At 63.7% G+C, this 15,322-nt stretch carries 11 protein-coding genes; 5 read left to right on the top strand and 6 right to left on the bottom strand.

All coding sequences use genetic code 11. The features are described from left to right. Positions 1–109: 109 nt before the first annotated feature. The 4 genes from J5M58_RS20070 to J5M58_RS20055 form a co-directional block, all read right to left on the bottom strand. On the bottom strand, positions 110–1,432 hold the full coding sequence (locus J5M58_RS20070) for a dicarboxylate/amino acid:cation symporter (protein ID WP_025340279.1): 1,323 nt from the start codon (positions 1,430–1,432) through the stop codon (positions 110–112). 410 nt (positions 1,433–1,842) lie between these two features. Further along, positions 1,843–3,189 (bottom strand): ATP-binding protein, encoded by a 1,347-nt coding sequence (locus J5M58_RS20065; protein ID WP_207879306.1) that lies wholly within the window; start codon positions 3,187–3,189, stop codon positions 1,843–1,845. Beyond that, entirely contained in the window at positions 3,186–3,863 is a 678-nt protein-coding gene (locus tag J5M58_RS20060) for a response regulator (protein ID WP_025340281.1), read from the bottom strand. Before J5M58_RS20060 ends, J5M58_RS20065 begins: the two co-directional genes overlap by 4 nt. A gap of 150 nt (positions 3,864–4,013) precedes the next feature. Further along, positions 4,014–4,619: an outer membrane beta-barrel protein gene (locus J5M58_RS20055; RefSeq protein ID WP_013973837.1), complete on the bottom strand. Its 606-nt coding sequence runs from the start codon at positions 4,617–4,619 to the stop codon at positions 4,014–4,016. Between the two features lie 129 nt (positions 4,620–4,748). Here J5M58_RS20055 and J5M58_RS20050 point away from each other — a divergent pair, with 129 nt between their 5' ends. Both J5M58_RS20050 and J5M58_RS20045 read left to right on the top strand, forming a co-directional pair. Further along, the gene (locus tag J5M58_RS20050; protein WP_207879304.1) at positions 4,749–5,540 is read left to right on the top strand and encodes a dienelactone hydrolase family protein; all 792 of its coding nucleotides are present in this window, start codon (positions 4,749–4,751) and stop codon (positions 5,538–5,540) included. A gap of 188 nt (positions 5,541–5,728) precedes the next feature. Next, complete coding sequence (locus J5M58_RS20045) at positions 5,729–6,430, top strand: 4'-phosphopantetheinyl transferase (RefSeq protein WP_112253465.1); 702 nt, start codon at positions 5,729–5,731, stop codon at positions 6,428–6,430. A gap of 3 nt (positions 6,431–6,433) precedes the next feature. Here J5M58_RS20045 and J5M58_RS20040 read toward each other — a convergent pair whose 3' ends face one another. Both J5M58_RS20040 and J5M58_RS20035 read right to left on the bottom strand, forming a co-directional pair. After that, entirely contained in the window at positions 6,434–8,041 is a 1,608-nt protein-coding gene (locus tag J5M58_RS20040; RefSeq protein ID WP_112253464.1) for an ATP-binding protein, read from the bottom strand. Next, positions 8,038–8,736 (bottom strand): response regulator transcription factor, encoded by a 699-nt coding sequence (locus tag J5M58_RS20035; RefSeq protein WP_085590720.1) that lies wholly within the window; start codon positions 8,734–8,736, stop codon positions 8,038–8,040. Before J5M58_RS20035 ends, J5M58_RS20040 begins: the two co-directional genes overlap by 4 nt. Positions 8,737–9,566: 830 nt before the next feature. Here J5M58_RS20035 and J5M58_RS20030 point away from each other — a divergent pair. The 3 genes from J5M58_RS20030 (at position 9,567) to J5M58_RS20025 (ending at position 14,477) form a co-directional block, all read left to right on the top strand. Then, on the top strand, positions 9,567–12,446 hold the full coding sequence (locus J5M58_RS20030; protein WP_112253463.1) for a ribonucleoside-diphosphate reductase subunit alpha: 2,880 nt from the start codon (positions 9,567–9,569) through the stop codon (positions 12,444–12,446). A 138-nt stretch (positions 12,447–12,584) separates the two neighbouring features. Further along, positions 12,585–12,716, top strand: a complete 132-nt coding sequence (locus J5M58_RS28330) for a hypothetical protein (protein ID WP_256474673.1) — start codon at positions 12,585–12,587, stop codon at positions 12,714–12,716. A gap of 510 nt (positions 12,717–13,226) precedes the next feature. After that, positions 13,227–14,477 (top strand): ribonucleotide-diphosphate reductase subunit beta, encoded by a 1,251-nt coding sequence (locus tag J5M58_RS20025; RefSeq protein WP_112253462.1) that lies wholly within the window; start codon positions 13,227–13,229, stop codon positions 14,475–14,477. Positions 14,478–15,322: the final 845 nt, after the last annotated feature.

The raw sequence follows: 15,322 nt of genomic DNA, 5'->3' as shown, positions 1-15,322 counted from the left end.
TGCGCGGTCTTCGCGCCTGTACGCGGTCCCTTGTAGGAGCGCGCACAGGTATGAAGGCACATGAAAAAGGCGACCCTGAGGTCGCCTTTTTCTTTTCACCATCCCGCGATCAGCGAGCCGGGCCTTCAGCCACGCCCAGGTCGTCGGTCGGACGAGTATCGACCAGCGGCGCACCACCGGAGGCCAGCTCCGATGCCAGCTTGTCGTTGTCCATTTCCTTCACCCACTTGGCCACGACCACGGTGGCAACGGCGTTACCAACCAGGTTGGTCAGGGCGCGGGCTTCGGACATGAAGCGGTCGATGCCGAGGATCAGCGCCAGGCCGGCAACCGGCAGATGGCCAACAGCCGACAGGGTGGCGGCCAGCACGATGAAGCCCGAGCCGGTAACGCCGGCAGCACCCTTGGATGCCACCAGCAGCACCAGCAGCAAGGTGATCTGGTGAGTGATGTCCATGGTGGTGTCAGTGGCCTGGGCGATGAACACCGCAGCCATGGTCAGGTAGATCGAGGTGCCATCGAGGTTGAACGAGTAACCGGTCGGGATGACCAGGCCAACCACCGACTTCTTCGCACCCAGGCGCTCCATCTTCGCCAGCATGCGTGGCAAGGCCGATTCCGAGGAGGAAGTGCCCAGTACGATCAGCAGTTCTTCACGGATGTAGCGGATCAGCTTGAGGACGCTGAAGCCGTGGGCGCGGCAGATACCACCCAGCACCACCAGCACGAACAGCAGGCAGGTGATGTAGAAGCAGGCCATCAGGTAGCCAAGCTGCACCAGCGAACCAACGCCGTACTGGCCGATGGTGAAGGCCATTGCACCAAATGCACCGACCGGGGCCAGCTTCATGATCATGTTGATGATGTTGAACATGACATGGGCGAAGCGGTCGATCATGTCCAGCACCGGCTTGCCGTAGCTGCCCAGGCGGTGCAGGGCGAAGCCGAACAGCACGGAGAACATCAGCACTTGCAGGATGTCGCCGTTGGCGAAGGCGCCGACCACGGTGTTGGGAATGACGTTGAGCAGGAAGCCGACAGTGGTCTGCTGCGCGCCGGCGGCGGCGTAGGCAGCCACGCTGCTGGCGTTCAGGGTGCTGACGTCGATGTGCATGCCAGCGCCCGGCTTGACCACGTTGACGACGACGAGGCCGATGATCAGGGCGATGGTGGAGACGATTTCAAAGTACAGCAGCGCGTAACCGCCGGTCTTGCCGACCGACTTCATGCTCTGCATGCCGGCGATGCCGCTGACCACGGTGCAGAAGATGATCGGGGCGATGACCATCTTGATCAGTTTGACGAAACCGTCACCCAAGGGTTTGAGAGCGACGCCCGTCTCCGGGTAGTAGTGGCCGAGCAGGATGCCGATGGTGATGGCGACCAACACCTGGACATACAGGGATTTGTACAGCGGCTGACGTGTCGTCATGGCTAATTTTCCTCAAGTGTGCCGGTTCACCCTTCCCAGGGCGATGGGGCACCTGAATCGCTAACCCTCCTGCACCCGGAGGGATTTGTCGTTGTGTTCGAGCTGCCTGGGCAGGCCTCTGCGAGGATCAATAGCAAGGGTGGTGCCAAAATGCCCACGAAGGGTGCAAGGGCCGTATTTGCAAGGGATAAACGCCCAACGACGGGGCGACTTGCCTGAGGTGGGCTGGCGGATTTCCGCCCGATGGCGGGATTTGTACAGGGGCATTGGCGGGAATCCGCCCATCATCAATAGCCTGGGCTGGCCTCTTCGCGGGTAAACCCGCTCCCACAGTGACCGGGCTGCATTCAGATCCTCTGCGGTCTTGTGGGAGCGGGTTTACCCGCGAAGAGGCCGGCACAGGCTAAAAATCAATCCAGGTTGAATGTAATCCTGAACGCCGCGCCCCCCAGAGGAGAATCACCCAGGCTCAACTCGGCGTCATAGCTGTCGACGATATCCTTGACCACCGCCAGCCCGATCCCCTGCCCCGGATGCTGGCTGTCGAGCCGCTCCCCACGCTCCAGAATCCGCTCACGCTGATCCACCGGCACCCCCGGCCCGTCGTCCTCGATGCACAAGGTCAACAGCCCAGGCGCCTGCTCCAGGCTCACGCGCACCTGACCAAGGCTCAGGCGGTAGGCGTTCTCCAGCAGGTTGCCCAGCAGCTCCAGCAACGCGCCCTGCTCCATCGGCACCTGCGCCGCCTCGGGCAGTTGCAGGGTCACCTCCACCCGCTTGTCCCGGTACACCTTGGCCAAGGTGCTGCACAGGCTGTCCAGCAGCGGTCGCAGCAGCACGCTGTGGCGTACCAGGCCGCTCTTGCGCAAGCTGGCGCGTTGCAGCTGGTAGTCGATCTGCTGGCTCATGCGCTCGATCTGGCTCTGCAGCACGCGCGCCTGCTCGCGCTCGCCGCTACGCTGCTGCAGGCTTTCGCCCACCCCCTGCAACACCGCCAGCGGCGTCTTCAGGCTGTGCGCCAGGTCATCGAGCGAATCACGGTAGCGCTGGCGCTGCTCGCGCTCGCTGCGCAACAGGCGGTTCAGCGAGCCGGTCAGGCGCAGCAGCTCACGTGGGTGTTCGCCGCTCAGGCCATCGCGCTCGCCCGATTCCACATCGTCCAGCTCGCGACTGAGCCGGCGCAACGAACGCAGGCCCCAGGTCAAACCGGCCCATAGCAGCGCCAGCAGCGCCAGCAAGGCCGCGCCAAAGCCCAGATAGAGCTTTTCGCGCAGGCCATCGAGGGTGTGCTGGTATTCGCGCACAGGTTGCAGGGCAACGATGCTGTAAGCGGCGCTCTGGCCACCCAGCAGCTTTATCTCGACGTCATAGACGAAGAACTCTTCGCCATCGGCCTGGTGAATACGGGCAAATTCATTGCCACGGCCGTCGTAGCGCGGGCGGTAGTTGATGTTCTGCGCGGCGGTAGCCCGCGACTGCCAGACCAGCTCGCCGTCGCGGTCGAAGATATAGCCGAGCAGGCCGGTGTATGGCAGGTTGTAACGCTCGTCCGGCAGCAGCGTCGGCATCTGCAGTTGGCCATGTTCGATGCGCGCAGCGGAAATCAGCGTGGTCACATCCGAAGCCAGGCGTTGTTCGATCGACTCCTGCAGGGCCAGGCTGAAGGCTTTCTGCAAGGCCGGCAGCAGCGCCAGCATGAACAGCAGCGCCAGCACCGCGGCCGCCAGCATCAGGCGCACCCGCAGCGAACGGATCATCGGCAGCGCTCGGTGAACAGGTAGCCCAGGCCGCGCACGGTGTCGATCGGCTTGAAACCGTGCTCGCCCTCGAGCTTGCGCCGCAGGCGGCCGACCAGCACTTCGATGACATTGGGGTCGCGCTCCTCGTCACCCGGGTACAGCTGCTCCATCAGGCGGTCCTTGGCCACCACCTGCTGGTGATGGCGCATGAGGTATTCGAGGATGCGGTATTCGTAGGCCGTCAGAGCCAGGGGCTGCTCGTCCAGCGTCGCCTGCTTGCGGTTGAGGTCGAGCACCAGCGGGCCGGCGGCAATGGTCGATTGGGTGAAGCCGCTGGAGCGGCGCAGCAGGGCGTTCAGGCGCGCCTCGAGTTCTTCGAACTGGAACGGCTTGACCAGATAGTCGTCGGCACCGGCGGCAAGCCCCTCGACCTTGTCCTGCCAGTTGCCGCGGGCGGTGAGGATGAGAATGGGGAAGGTCTTGTCCTGGCTGCGCAGGCGCGTGATCAGTTCCAGCCCGCTGATGCCGGGCAGGCCCAGGTCGATGATGGCCAGGTCGAAGTGGTACTGCCCGGCCTGGTACAGCGCCTCTTCGGCATCGGCCACCGCCTCGACCACATGGCCGCTTTCGCCCAGGCGGGTGTAGAGGTGATGGCGAAGCAGGGCTTCGTCCTCGACCACCAGCAGTTTCATGTGCAGCTCCTTGATATTTATTGCCTGTACCGGCCCTTTCGCGGCTAAAGCCGCTCCCACAGGAATCGCACAGGTTTCAAGAACTGTGCGGTACCTGTGGGAGCGGCTTCAGCCGCGAAGAGGCCGGTACAGGATAACCCGGCTCGCCCGTCAGAACTTGTAGCTTGCAGCCAGGTAGGTCTGCGCGCTGCTGGTCAAGCGCAAGGTGCCGTCCTTCGGCCCGCCGTGCGCACCTACTTCGGTGGCGGCGTTGGTGCGCAGGTAACGGTAGCCCAGCTCCACCGAAGCCTTGTCAGTGATGTCCTGAATCACGCCGGCCTGCAGGCCATACGCGTAACCGTAGTCGGTATCCCGGCTGGCGCCCGGCGAGTCCTGGGTCAGCTTGGTCACGCCCAGGCTGCCGCCGCCGAACAGCTTGGTGGTATCACCCACCGGCAGGAACAGGTCGTAGCTGCCCAGCAGGTTTTCCTGGCGCAGCTTCAGGCCGCTGTGGTCGCCCGAGACATTGTCGTAAGTCATGTAGTAGCGGCCCTGATCATTGATCTTGCCCACTCGCACGCCCCAGGTGTCGTCCTTGCCGATGATGCCGTCGGCGTTGAGGTGGTCGGTGTTGCGCTGCAGCAGGCCGGACTTGCGAACCTTGTCGCTGGTCTGGCCGTAGGTCAGGCTGGCGAAGTTGTCATCAGCGGCCTGGGCAGTGGTGATGCCAGCGGCGCAGACGGCCATGGCGGCAAGCAGGGTGTTGAAGGTTTTCATGGCTGGATACTCCAGTTGGGTGCGCTGTTTCGGTCTGGAAGCTAGAGTAAGCAGGGCACCCTGAACCGCGCCTGAACCCTGGCTGAACCCTGGCTGAACGAACCGTTTGCAGAACAAGGAGTAGTGACCATGCGTGCCCTGCTGGCCTTGACCCTGATGTGCAGCGCCGCCCTCGCCCAAGCGGCGGTACAAACCCGCGAGATCCCCTACCAGGACGCCGACGGCAATCGCCTGGTCGGCTACTACGCCTATGACGACGCTGTCGAAGGCAAGCGCCCCGGCATTGTCGTGGTGCATGAATGGTGGGGGCTGAACGACTACGCCAAGCGCCGCGCCCGTGACCTCGCGGCGCTGGGCTACAACGCGCTGGCCATCGACATGTATGGCGACGGCAAGCAAACCGAACACCCTGCCGATGCCCAGGCATTCATGACAGAAGCGCTGAAAGACCCGAAAGCGGCTGCGCGGCGCTTCGATGCCGGCCTCGAACTGCTGAAACTGCAGCCGAACACCAACAAGCATCAACTGGGCGCTGTCGGCTACTGCTTCGGCGGCAAGGTGGTGCTGGATGCCGCACGCCGCGGCGAAAAACTCGACGGCGTGGTGAGCTTCCATGGCGCGCTGGCTACCCAGACCCCGGCCAGGCCTGGGGTGGTTCGCGCGGATATCCTGGTCGAACATGGTGCGGCGGACAGCATGGTTACCCCGCAGCAGGTGGAGGCGTTCAAGGCCGAGATGGATGCGGCCAAGGTCAACTATCAGTTCGTCAGTATCGACGGTGCCAAGCACGGATTTACCAACCCGGACGCGGACCGCTTGAGCCACGGCGAGCATGGCGGGCCGGATATCGGCTACAACAAGGCCGCGGATGAACGCTCCTGGGCGGACATGCAGGCGTTCTTCAAGAAGGTGTTCAAGTAAGGATTGCCGGGGCCGATGTGGGAGCGGCCTTGCGTCGCGAAAGGGGCGCGAAGCGGCCCCAGGGTCTTAGCCGTTCTGCAAAATCGCCGGGGGCGCTGCGCGCCCCTTTCGCGACGCAAGGCCGCTCCCACAAGGATGCATTGCCACGCTGGCTCCCTTAGTGTCCGTACAGCTGGCACAATAGCCCCATGAATACGCTCCCTGCCTGCTGCGCCCCCCTTCAGTACCACTGGCCCCTGCCCCGCCCACTACCTGGCGCGGTGCTGGTCAGTTGCGCCTTCGACCCGACGCGCCTGGCCCCCGACGACTTCCAGCGCACCGGCGTGGTGCCCACTGCCAGCCTGCAACGCTCGGTGGCCAAGCGCCAAGCCGAGTACCTGGCCGGCCGGGTTTGCGCCCGTGCCGCGCTGCAGCGCCTGGACGGCCGTGACTACGTACCGGGTACGCACGAGGACCGCTCGCCCGTCTGGCCCGCCGGCATCCACGGCTCGATCACCCACGGCAAAGGCTGGGCGGCCGCCGTAGTCGCTGCCGAGGGCAGTTGCCAGGGCCTGGGCCTGGACCAGGAAGCACTGCTGGATGACCAGCGTGCCGAGCGGCTGATGGGTGAAATCCTCACCCCGCCCGAGCTCGAGCGCCTGGACCGCCGCCAGCTCGGCCTTGCAGTCACCCTGACCTTCTCGCTGAAGGAAAGCCTGTTCAAGACGCTCTACCCGCTGACCCGCCAGCGTTTCTACTTCGAACACGCCGAAGTGCTGGACTGGTCTGCCGAAGGCCTGGCCCGCCTGCGCCTGCTCACCGACCTGTCGCCGCAGTGGCGGCATGGCGCCGAGCTGCAGGGCCAGTTCTGCCTGCAGGACGGCCACCTGCTCAGCCTGGTCAGCGCCTGACCGTCACAACGGCGCTTGCTGCCGTGGCCAGTTCAGGCTGAAGCAGGCACCGCCCAGCGCGGCGCTGCGCCCCACCGTGGCCCGGCCCGCGTGCCAGTAGATGATCCGCCGCACAATCGAAAGGCCCAGGCCATGCCCGCCCGAGGCGCGTGTACGGCTGTCGTCGAGGCGAGTGAACGGTGTGAAAATACGGTCCCAGACACCCTCGGGTATCCCCGGGCCGTCATCCTCCACATCGATGCGGCAGCGTTGCTGCCCCAACTGGTAGCTCAGGCGCACCTCGGCCTCGGCATGGCGCATGGCGTTGCCCACCAGGTTCTGCAGGGCCCGGTGCAGGTAGCGCGGCTCGGCCTCGACCCAGGCGCCTTCGCCATCGGCACCCTGGCACTCACCGCGCACAACCCGTACCTCGGCACGCAGCGGCGCGAGCTCTTCGATCACGCGGTCGAGCAAGGCATCCAGGTCGACACGCTCGAACTTCAGCGCCGGTGCGCCCTGCTCCAGGCGGGCGTAAGTGAGCATCTCGTCGACCAACTTGTCGAGGTCCTGGATATCGCCGTCCATGCCCGCCAGGTGCTTGGCCCGAGCCTGCTCGGTGGTGGCACTTTCGATCATCTCCAGGCCAAAGCGCAGGCGTGCCACCGGCGTGCGCAGCTCATGGGAAACCGCCCGCACCAGCTCGCGCTGCATGGTCAGCGAGCGTTGCAGGTGCTCGGCCATGCCATTGAAAGCCGCGGCCAGGCGCCCCACCGAGTCGGCATCGTCGGCCGGCACACGGGTATCCAGGCTGCCCTGGGCGATGCGCGTAGCGGCAATCTCCAGGCCCGACACGCGCCGCTCCAGTTGGCGTACCAGCAGGTAGACCACCAAGCCGATCAGGCACAGGCCAAGAAAGGTGATCAGGATCAGCAACTGCGGCGGATAGGGGTTGAGCTGGTGCAGCGGGCCGATTTCCAGCACCCACGGCGAACCAGCCAGCCCGGCGAACACGCGGATCGAGTCACCATCCTTGCCCAGGGCCATGACCGTGTCGCCTTCCTCGACCCGGCGCCGCTGGTCATCATCCAGGCTCACCCGCTCGATGCGCTGCAGGGCCACGCCAAAGCCGAAGCCCTTTTCTTTCTTGATCTGTGCCAGGCGCTGTTGCTGTTCGGTCACCGGATAGCGCACCAGTTCGTCGGCCAGCAGATAGAGGGTGGCCCGCGCCAGTTGCTCGCTGATCTGTTTGATCTGCGCTACCAGCATCAGGTCTTGCTGGCCGACCTTGCGCAACACCTGGGCTGCATGCGGGCCGGTCTTCTCCACCACCACCAGGCCGCGGTACAGGCGCGCCCGCTGGCCGCCATCGAGTGTGCGCGCAGTCATCGGTTGCAGCGCCAGCGGCACACCGAGCAGGCGCTCCCAGATCAGCAGCGAGCGCTTGCGCTCGGTGTCGTTCTGCAGCGCCAGGTTGTCGGCCATCAGGCTGAACGTACCCTGGGCCAGGCCCTCGCGGTGCTGCGCGGCACGCACTTCGTTGACCAGGTGCAGGCTGAGCACCCCGAGCAGGGCCACCAGCACCAGCACTGCCAGCATGCCGCCATAGATGCGCAGGAAGATCGAGTTGTTCATGGGGCTTCGCCGACGAACAGGTAGCCCTTGCTGCGCAGGGTCTTGATCAGCCTTGGCTGGAGCGGGTCGTCGCCGATCTTTGGGCGGATCCTGGAGATGCGTATGTCGATGGAGCGGTCCTGGCCGTCGTAGCCGACGCCACGCAGCGCGGTAAAGATCTGCTCGCGCGTCAGCACCCGCCCGGCGTTGCTGGCCAGCAGCCAGAGCAGGTCGAATTCGGCGCCGGTCAGCTCGATCAGCTGTTCGCCCAGGCGCGCCTCGCGCAGGCGATTGTCGATGCGCAGCGCGCCGAAGGCCAGGTCCTGGCGCTTGCTGTCCGGTGCTTCGCTGCGGCGCAGCAGGGCCTGAATGCGTGCCAGCAGCAGGCGTGGGCGTACGGGTTTGCAGACATAGTCATCGGCCCCCAGGTCCAGGCCCTGGACCTGGTCCAGTTCATCGCTGCGGGCGGTCAGCATGAGGATCGGGCCCGGGTACTGGCTGCGCACCCGGCGGCAGATGCTCAGGCCGTCCTCGCCGGGCAGCATCAGGTCGAGAATGACCAGGTCGGGCTGGCTGTCGACGATGCGCCGCGCGGCGCGAGCGCCATCGCCTTCGACGCTGACTTCGTAGCCGTTGGCCTGCAGGTACTCGGCGGTGAGCTCGGCCAGGCGCTGGTCGTCTTCGACGATGAGGATGCGGGGTGCGGGGTGGTCCATGGCTTGTGCCTTTGTTTGTTGTTTTTCTGTGGCCTGTACCGGCCCCTTCGCGGGCTCGCCCGCTCCCACAGGAACCGAGCCGCTTTCGAAGCCTGTGCAATACCTGTGGGAGCGGGTTCACCGGCGAAAGGGCCGGTGCAGGAAACATGACCCTTTAACCAAAAGGCAACATCTACTTCGGATACTACGTCCCGCCCCCGGCACTGCCAAGCCGCCCGGCAGCCCCTCGACTGAACCGTTTTTTGTGATAGGGTTCGCGCCCGAAAAATTCTGCCCAGGGGCAGCAGGACGCAGAAAAATACTGCAAACCACTTGGCACAAGGCCTACAGCGAATACCCACCATTCACTCACAAAGTACGCACAAGTTATCCACAGGGGCTCCGCCTTGCAAAGCCCCCGATACCGCATTATCTTGTATCCCGATCGCAGCGAACCACTAGATATAGGGGTTCGTGCAAAATCACACACAAAAGTCAACCCGCAAAATCAAGCGATTTTCCGGGTGAACTTCAAGTGATTCCAGCAGCCAAACCGCTCCTGCGGAGGCGACCGAGGCAAGCCCTTCCAGGGCCTTGTTCGGGTATGGGTGCTACAGGCCAGGCCTGGCATCCATCAGCAACAGTTTTTGGGCCCGGCCCAGAACCTTTGACTTCGGCCAGGGAGCGGCGAGCCAATTGCCCTTATTCCTGAGTCTGTCCCGAAGTTGGTACGCCCGCGCGGGCGGATGCGCATGCATTGCCCATCCCCGCCAGGCCATCGAGCAAGTGGACGGAACGGTGGGCGCCCAAAAGGCGCCTGAACAATATAGAAACTGTGGAGACACCCACCCATGCAAACCGACACAACTCGCGAGAACCCGCAGGCCAAGGTGCCGCAGGCCGCCGATTCCAACCAGGATCTGGCCGCCACCGCTCCCGGCCAACTGCGTGTGATCAAGCGTAACGGCACTGTCGTCCCCTATACCGACGACAAGATCACCGTGGCCATCACCAAGGCGTTCCTCGCAGTTGAAGGCGGCACCGCCGCTGCTTCGTCGCGCATCCACGACACCGTCGCGCGCCTGACCGAGCAGGTCACCGCCACGTTCAAGCGTCGCATGCCATCGGGTGGCACCATCCACATCGAAGAAATCCAGGACCAGGTCGAACTGGCCCTGATGCGCGCCGGCGAGCAGAAAGTCGCCCGTGACTACGTGATCTATCGCGACCAGCGTGCCAAGGAGCGTGCTACCCGCAGCAACGCCGACGCCGTGGTCGAGCCGCACCCGAGCATCCGCATCACCCTGGCCGACGGCAGCCTGGCGCCGCTCGACATGGCCCGCCTGAACACCATCATCAGCGAAGCCTGTGAAGGCCTGGCCGAAGTCGACGGCGAGCTGATCCAGCGCGAAACCCTGAAGAACCTGTACGACGGCGTGGCCATCAAGGACGTCAACACCGCCCTGGTGATGACCGCCCGTACCCTGGTCGAGCGCGAGCCGAACTACTCGTTCGTCACCGCCCGCCTGCTGATGGACACCCTGCGCGCCGAAGGCCTGGGCTTCCTGAACGTGGCCGAGAGCGCCACCCACCACGAAATGGCCGACCTGTACGCCAAGGCCCTGCCGGCCTACGTCGACAAAGGCGTCGAGTTCGAGCTGCTGGACCCGGCCCTGAAAGGCTACGATCTGGAGCGTCTGGGCAAGGCCATCGACCACGAGCGTGACCAGCAATTCACCTACCTGGGCCTGCAGACCCTGTACGACCGCTACTTCATCCACAAGGATGGCGTGCGCTTCGAGCTGCCACAGGTATTCTTCATGCGTGTGGCCATGGGCCTGGCGCTGGAAGAGAAAGACAAGGAAGCCCGTGCGATCGAGTTCTACAATCTGTTGTCGTCCTTCGACTACATGGCCTCGACCCCGACCCTGTTCAACGCCGGCACCCTGCGCCCGCAGCTGTCCAGCTGCTACCTGACCACCGTGCCGGACGACCTGTCGGGCATCTACCACGCGATCCACGACAACGCCATGCTGTCGAAATTCGCCGGTGGCCTGGGCAACGACTGGACCCCTGTGCGTGCACTGGGCTCCTACATCAAGGGCACCAACGGCAAATCCCAGGGCGTGGTTCCGTTCCTGAAAGTGGTCAACGACACCGCCGTTGCCGTCAACCAGGGTGGCAAGCGCAAGGGCGCCGTGTGTGCCTACCTGGAAACCTGGCACCTGGACATCGAAGAGTTCATCGAGCTGCGCAAGAACACCGGTGATGACCGTCGTCGTACCCACGACATGAACACCGCCAACTGGATCCCTGACCTGTTCATGAAGCGTGTCTTCGATGACGGCAAGTGGACCCTGTTCTCGCCTTCGGAAGTGCCAGACCTGCACGACCTGACCGGCAAGGCCTTCGAAGAGCGCTACGAGTACTACGAAGCCCTGACCGAGTACAACAAGATCAAGGTGTTCAAGACCATCCAGGCCAAAGACCTGTGGCGCAAGATGCTGTCGATGCTGTTCGAGACCGGCCACCCATGGCTGACCTTCAAAGACCCGTGCAACCTGCGTTCGCCGCAGCAGCACGTGGGCGTGGTCCACAGCTCGAACCTGTGCACCGAGATTACCCTGAACACCAACAAGGACGAGATCGCGGTCTGCAACCTGGGCTCGATCAACCTGCCGAACCACATCGTCGACGGCAAGCTGGACACCGCCAAGCTGCAACGCACCGTGAACACCGCCGTGCGCATGCTCGACAACGTGATCGACATCAACTACTACTCGGTGCCGCAAGCGCGTAACTCGAACTTCAAGCACCGCCCGGTCGGCCTGGGCATCATGGGCTTCCAGGATGCGCTGTACCTGCAGCACATTCCGTACGGCTCCGATGCTGCGGTCGAGTTCGCCGACAAGTCGATGGAAGCGGTCAGCTTCTACGCCATCCAGGCGTCCTGCGACCTGGCTGACGAGCGCGGTGCGTACGAGACCTTCCAGGGTTCGCTGTGGTCCAAGGGCATCCTGCCGCTGGATTCGCAACAGATCCTGATCGAGGCCCGTGGCGCCAAGTACATCGACGTCAACCTGGAAGAGTCCCTGGACTGGGCCCCGGTGCGCGAGCGCGTCAAGAAAGGTATTCGCAACTCGAACATCATGGCCATCGCGCCGACCGCGACCATCGCCAACATCACCGGCGTTTCGCAGTCCATCGAGCCGACCTACCAAAACCTGTACGTGAAATCGAACCTGTCGGGCGAGTTCACCGTGATCAACCCGTACCTGGTCCGCGACCTGAAGGCCCGTGGCCTGTGGGACTCGGTCATGATCAACGACCTGAAGTACTACGACGGTTCGGTGCAGCAGATCGAGCGTATCCCGCAAGAGCTGAAGGACCTGTACGCCACCGCGTTCGAAGTCGAGACCAAGTGGATCGTCGATGCCGCCTCGCGTCGCCAGAAGTGGATCGACCAGGCCCAGTCGCTGAACCTGTACATCGCCGGCGCTTCGGGCAAGAAGCTGGACGTGACCTACCGCATGGCCTGGTACCGTGGTCTGAAGACCACCTACTACCTCCGTGCCCTGGCTGCGACCAGCACCGAGAAGTCGACCATCAACACCGGCAAGCTCAACGCCGTTTCCAGCGGTGGCGACAGCGCCCCGGTCCAGGCAGCCGGCCCTGCGCCAGTGCCGAAGGCCTGCGCGATCGACGAGCCTGACTGCGAAGCCTGCCAGTAAGGCCTGAATGCCGCGCAGGGTGCCCATGGGTGCCCTGCGCGGCATTTTTGCATCTGCGCCACGGAGAAGCCTTGCCCTTTGCCCACTGCTCGCGCAGCTCGGTAAAAGAACAGGACCTCTCCAGCAAAGGACGTAACCATGGCGCGGAAAAAACTGGCAACTCGCAAGATTGGTCGCAATGCGGAAACCGGCCGCTTCACTTCGGTGGAACAGGCCCGCAAGCACCCCAAGACTCACATTGTCGAAACGCTGCACAACCCACGTAGCTAGTGGTTACTGACCTGGCCTCATCGCCGGCAAGCCAGCTCCCCCAGGTACTGCATCGCCCTCCGGCCTGGCGCGATATCTGTGGGACCTGGCTTGCCGGCGATGAGGCCAGGCCAGGCAACACGAAAACCCATAAAAACACCATATGGTGTGCCTTCAAATTTAAACTGGCACAACATATAGGTTAGCGCTAAACTCTCCTCCCGTAGAAAACTACACAAGACTTCGTGAACGGACGCACGCCAGACCGGTCGAAAAAGTTACCCTCGCCCGCCAGACACGCGCCCCGATCGAAGGCGAATTCCGGTATACTTCGCCCCCTCTGAAAAGGGCACCTATCAATTGTCCCTGGCCCCTCGCGAAGGCCTGGCCAGGTACAAGCCAGAACACACCAGATGTAAACGAGAGTCAGCCTCTCGAGCTGTCCATTCGCCGTTACGGCCTTGCGTCAGGCATCACATTCTTAAAATCCAACCGGTTGCCCCAGGGCAACCCTCAAGCAGGAGCCAAACCATGCTGAGCTGGGACGAATTCGACAAGGAAGACGGCGAAGTAGCCGCCAAAGGCAACACCCCTGCGCAGGCCACTGCCGCCGCCACCCTCGACAAGCTCGACAGCGCCGGTGGTGCCGCCGCCCTGGAAGCCCGTGCCGCCACCGCCGACGACTCCGACGCCGTCAAGCGCGCCAAGGCTGCCCTGAACGACCTCGACATCGCCGAAGGCCTGGCCGAGCTGGAAGGCTCCGGCGCCCGCGTGCGTGTTGACGAAAAGCGCATGATCAACTGCCGCGCCGACCTCAACCAGCTGGTACCGTTCAAGTACGACTGGGCCTGGCAGAAGTACCTGGACGGCTGCGCCAACCACTGGATGCCGCAAGAGGTCAACATGACCGCCGACATCGCCCTGTGGAAGAGCATGGACGGCCTGACCGAGGACGAGCGCCGCATCGTCATGCGCAACCTCGGCTTCTTCTCCACCGCCGACTCGCTGGTAGCCAACAACCTGGCCCTGGCCGTGTACCGCCTGATCACCAACCCGGAGTGCCGCCAGTACATCCTGCGCCAGGCCTTCGAAGAGGCGATCCACACCCACGCCTACCAGTACTGCATCGAGTCGCTGGGCATGGATGAAGGCGAGATCTTCAACATGTACCACGAGATCCCGTCGGTCGCGAAGAAAGCCGCCTGGGGCCTGAAGTACACCCGCGCCATCTCCGATCCGGAATTCAACACCGGCACCGTCGAAACCGACAAAGAGCTGCTGCGCAACCTGATCGCTTACTACTGCGTGCTGGAAGGCATCTTCTTCTACTGCGGCTTCACCCAGATCCTGTCCATGGGCCGCCGCAACAAGATGACCGGCGTCGCCGAGCAGTTCCAGTACATCCTGCGTGACGAGTCGATGCACCTGAACTTCGGTATCGACGTGATCAACCAGATCAAGATCGAGAACCCGCACCTGTGGGACGCGGCGATGAAGGAAGAAGCGACCCAGATGATCCTGCAAGGGACCCAGCTGGAGATCGAATACGCCCGTGACACCATGCCACGCGGGGTACTGGGCATGAACGCGGCGATGATGGAGGACTACCTCAAGTTCATCGCCAACCGTCGCCTGACCCAGATTGGCCTGAAGGAAGAGTACCCGGGGACCACCAACCCGTTCCCGTGGATGAGCGAGATCATGGACTTGAAGAAGGAGAAGAACTTCTTTGAGACGCGTGTGATCGAGTATCAGACTGGTGGGGCGTTGAGCTGGGATTGATCGTCCGGGCTGAGCATCGAGAAGGCTGCCGATTGGCAGCCTTTTTTATTGGCAGGGGAATGGCAGAACAGGAAGCATCCTACAACTTTAACCGTTGTCACTTTGAACGCAGAACGGGGTGGAGGATGTCCCGCGACTGGGGCAGATGTGCTGGCCTGGGGGGCGGAGCGCGACGTTGTTGTATTGGCAGAGTGAGCCTTGGGTGAGGATGCGGGATATGCCGGTGGTGCTGGCTGGGGAGGTGGACCCGCTGGGGCCGGTGCAGAAGCGCAGGTTGAGTTGGCGGGAGTGTGCGCAGCGGGCGCTGCGGTTGCATGGGGTTTAAGCGGCGGGTTTGCCTGGGCGGGCCTCTTCGCGGGTGAACCCACTCCCACAGGTACTCCGCTGGCTTCGGGATCACGCTGTACCTGTGGGAGCGGCCGTGGCCGCGAACACCGGCGCAGCCGGTGTCATACACCGCGTCGCCTGCTTCGCGGGCGCGCCCGCTCCCACAGGGACTGCGCTGGCTTCGGGATCACGCTGTACCTGTGGGAGCGGCCGTGGCCGCGAACACCGGCGCAGCCGCTGCCATACACCGCGTCGCCTGCTTCGCGGGCGCGCCCGCTCCCACAGGGACTGCGCTGGCTTCGGGCTCATGCTGGACCTGTGGGAGCGGCCGTGGCCGCGAACACCGGCGCAGCCGGTGCCATACACCGCGTCGCCTGCTTCGCGGGCGCGCCCGCTCCTTGTATGTTGTGTCTGGCCTAGCGGGAGAGGTTATTCTCGTCGGGCTGAAGAAGCACTTCCGGGGAGGCCGATCGCTCCTGAAGGCAGGCATTGCCCCTGACCTTGTATGTAGAGAGGCC

The sequence above is a fragment of the Pseudomonas sp. 32_A genome (assembly GCF_017490905.1).
GTDB lineage: Bacteria > Pseudomonadota > Gammaproteobacteria > Pseudomonadales > Pseudomonadaceae > Aquipseudomonas > Aquipseudomonas inefficax.
This window is presented reverse-complemented; position numbering and strand designations above follow the sequence as displayed.

What these genes read in the sequence shown, in the direction of transcription:
- J5M58_RS20070 (WP_025340279.1), bottom strand. Translation starts at nt 1,432, where the DNA reads ATGACGACACGTCAGCCGCTGTACAAATCCCTGTATGTCCAGGTGTTG.
- J5M58_RS20065 (WP_207879306.1), bottom strand. Translation starts at nt 3,189, where the DNA reads ATGATCCGTTCGCTGCGGGTGCGCCTGATGCTGGCGGCCGCGGTGCTG.
- J5M58_RS20060 (WP_025340281.1), bottom strand. Translation starts at nt 3,863, where the DNA reads ATGAAACTGCTGGTGGTCGAGGACGAAGCCCTGCTTCGCCATCACCTC.
- J5M58_RS20055 (WP_013973837.1), bottom strand. Translation starts at nt 4,619, where the DNA reads ATGAAAACCTTCAACACCCTGCTTGCCGCCATGGCCGTCTGCGCCGCT.
- J5M58_RS20050 (WP_207879304.1), top strand. Translation starts at nt 4,749, where the DNA reads ATGCGTGCCCTGCTGGCCTTGACCCTGATGTGCAGCGCCGCCCTCGCC.
- J5M58_RS20045 (WP_112253465.1), top strand. Translation starts at nt 5,729, where the DNA reads ATGAATACGCTCCCTGCCTGCTGCGCCCCCCTTCAGTACCACTGGCCC.
- J5M58_RS20040 (WP_112253464.1), bottom strand. Translation starts at nt 8,041, where the DNA reads ATGAACAACTCGATCTTCCTGCGCATCTATGGCGGCATGCTGGCAGTG.
- J5M58_RS20035 (WP_085590720.1), bottom strand. Translation starts at nt 8,736, where the DNA reads ATGGACCACCCCGCACCCCGCATCCTCATCGTCGAAGACGACCAGCGC.
- J5M58_RS20030 (WP_112253463.1), top strand. Translation starts at nt 9,567, where the DNA reads ATGCAAACCGACACAACTCGCGAGAACCCGCAGGCCAAGGTGCCGCAG.
- J5M58_RS28330 (WP_256474673.1), top strand. Translation starts at nt 12,585, where the DNA reads ATGGCGCGGAAAAAACTGGCAACTCGCAAGATTGGTCGCAATGCGGAA.
- J5M58_RS20025 (WP_112253462.1), top strand. Translation starts at nt 13,227, where the DNA reads ATGCTGAGCTGGGACGAATTCGACAAGGAAGACGGCGAAGTAGCCGCC.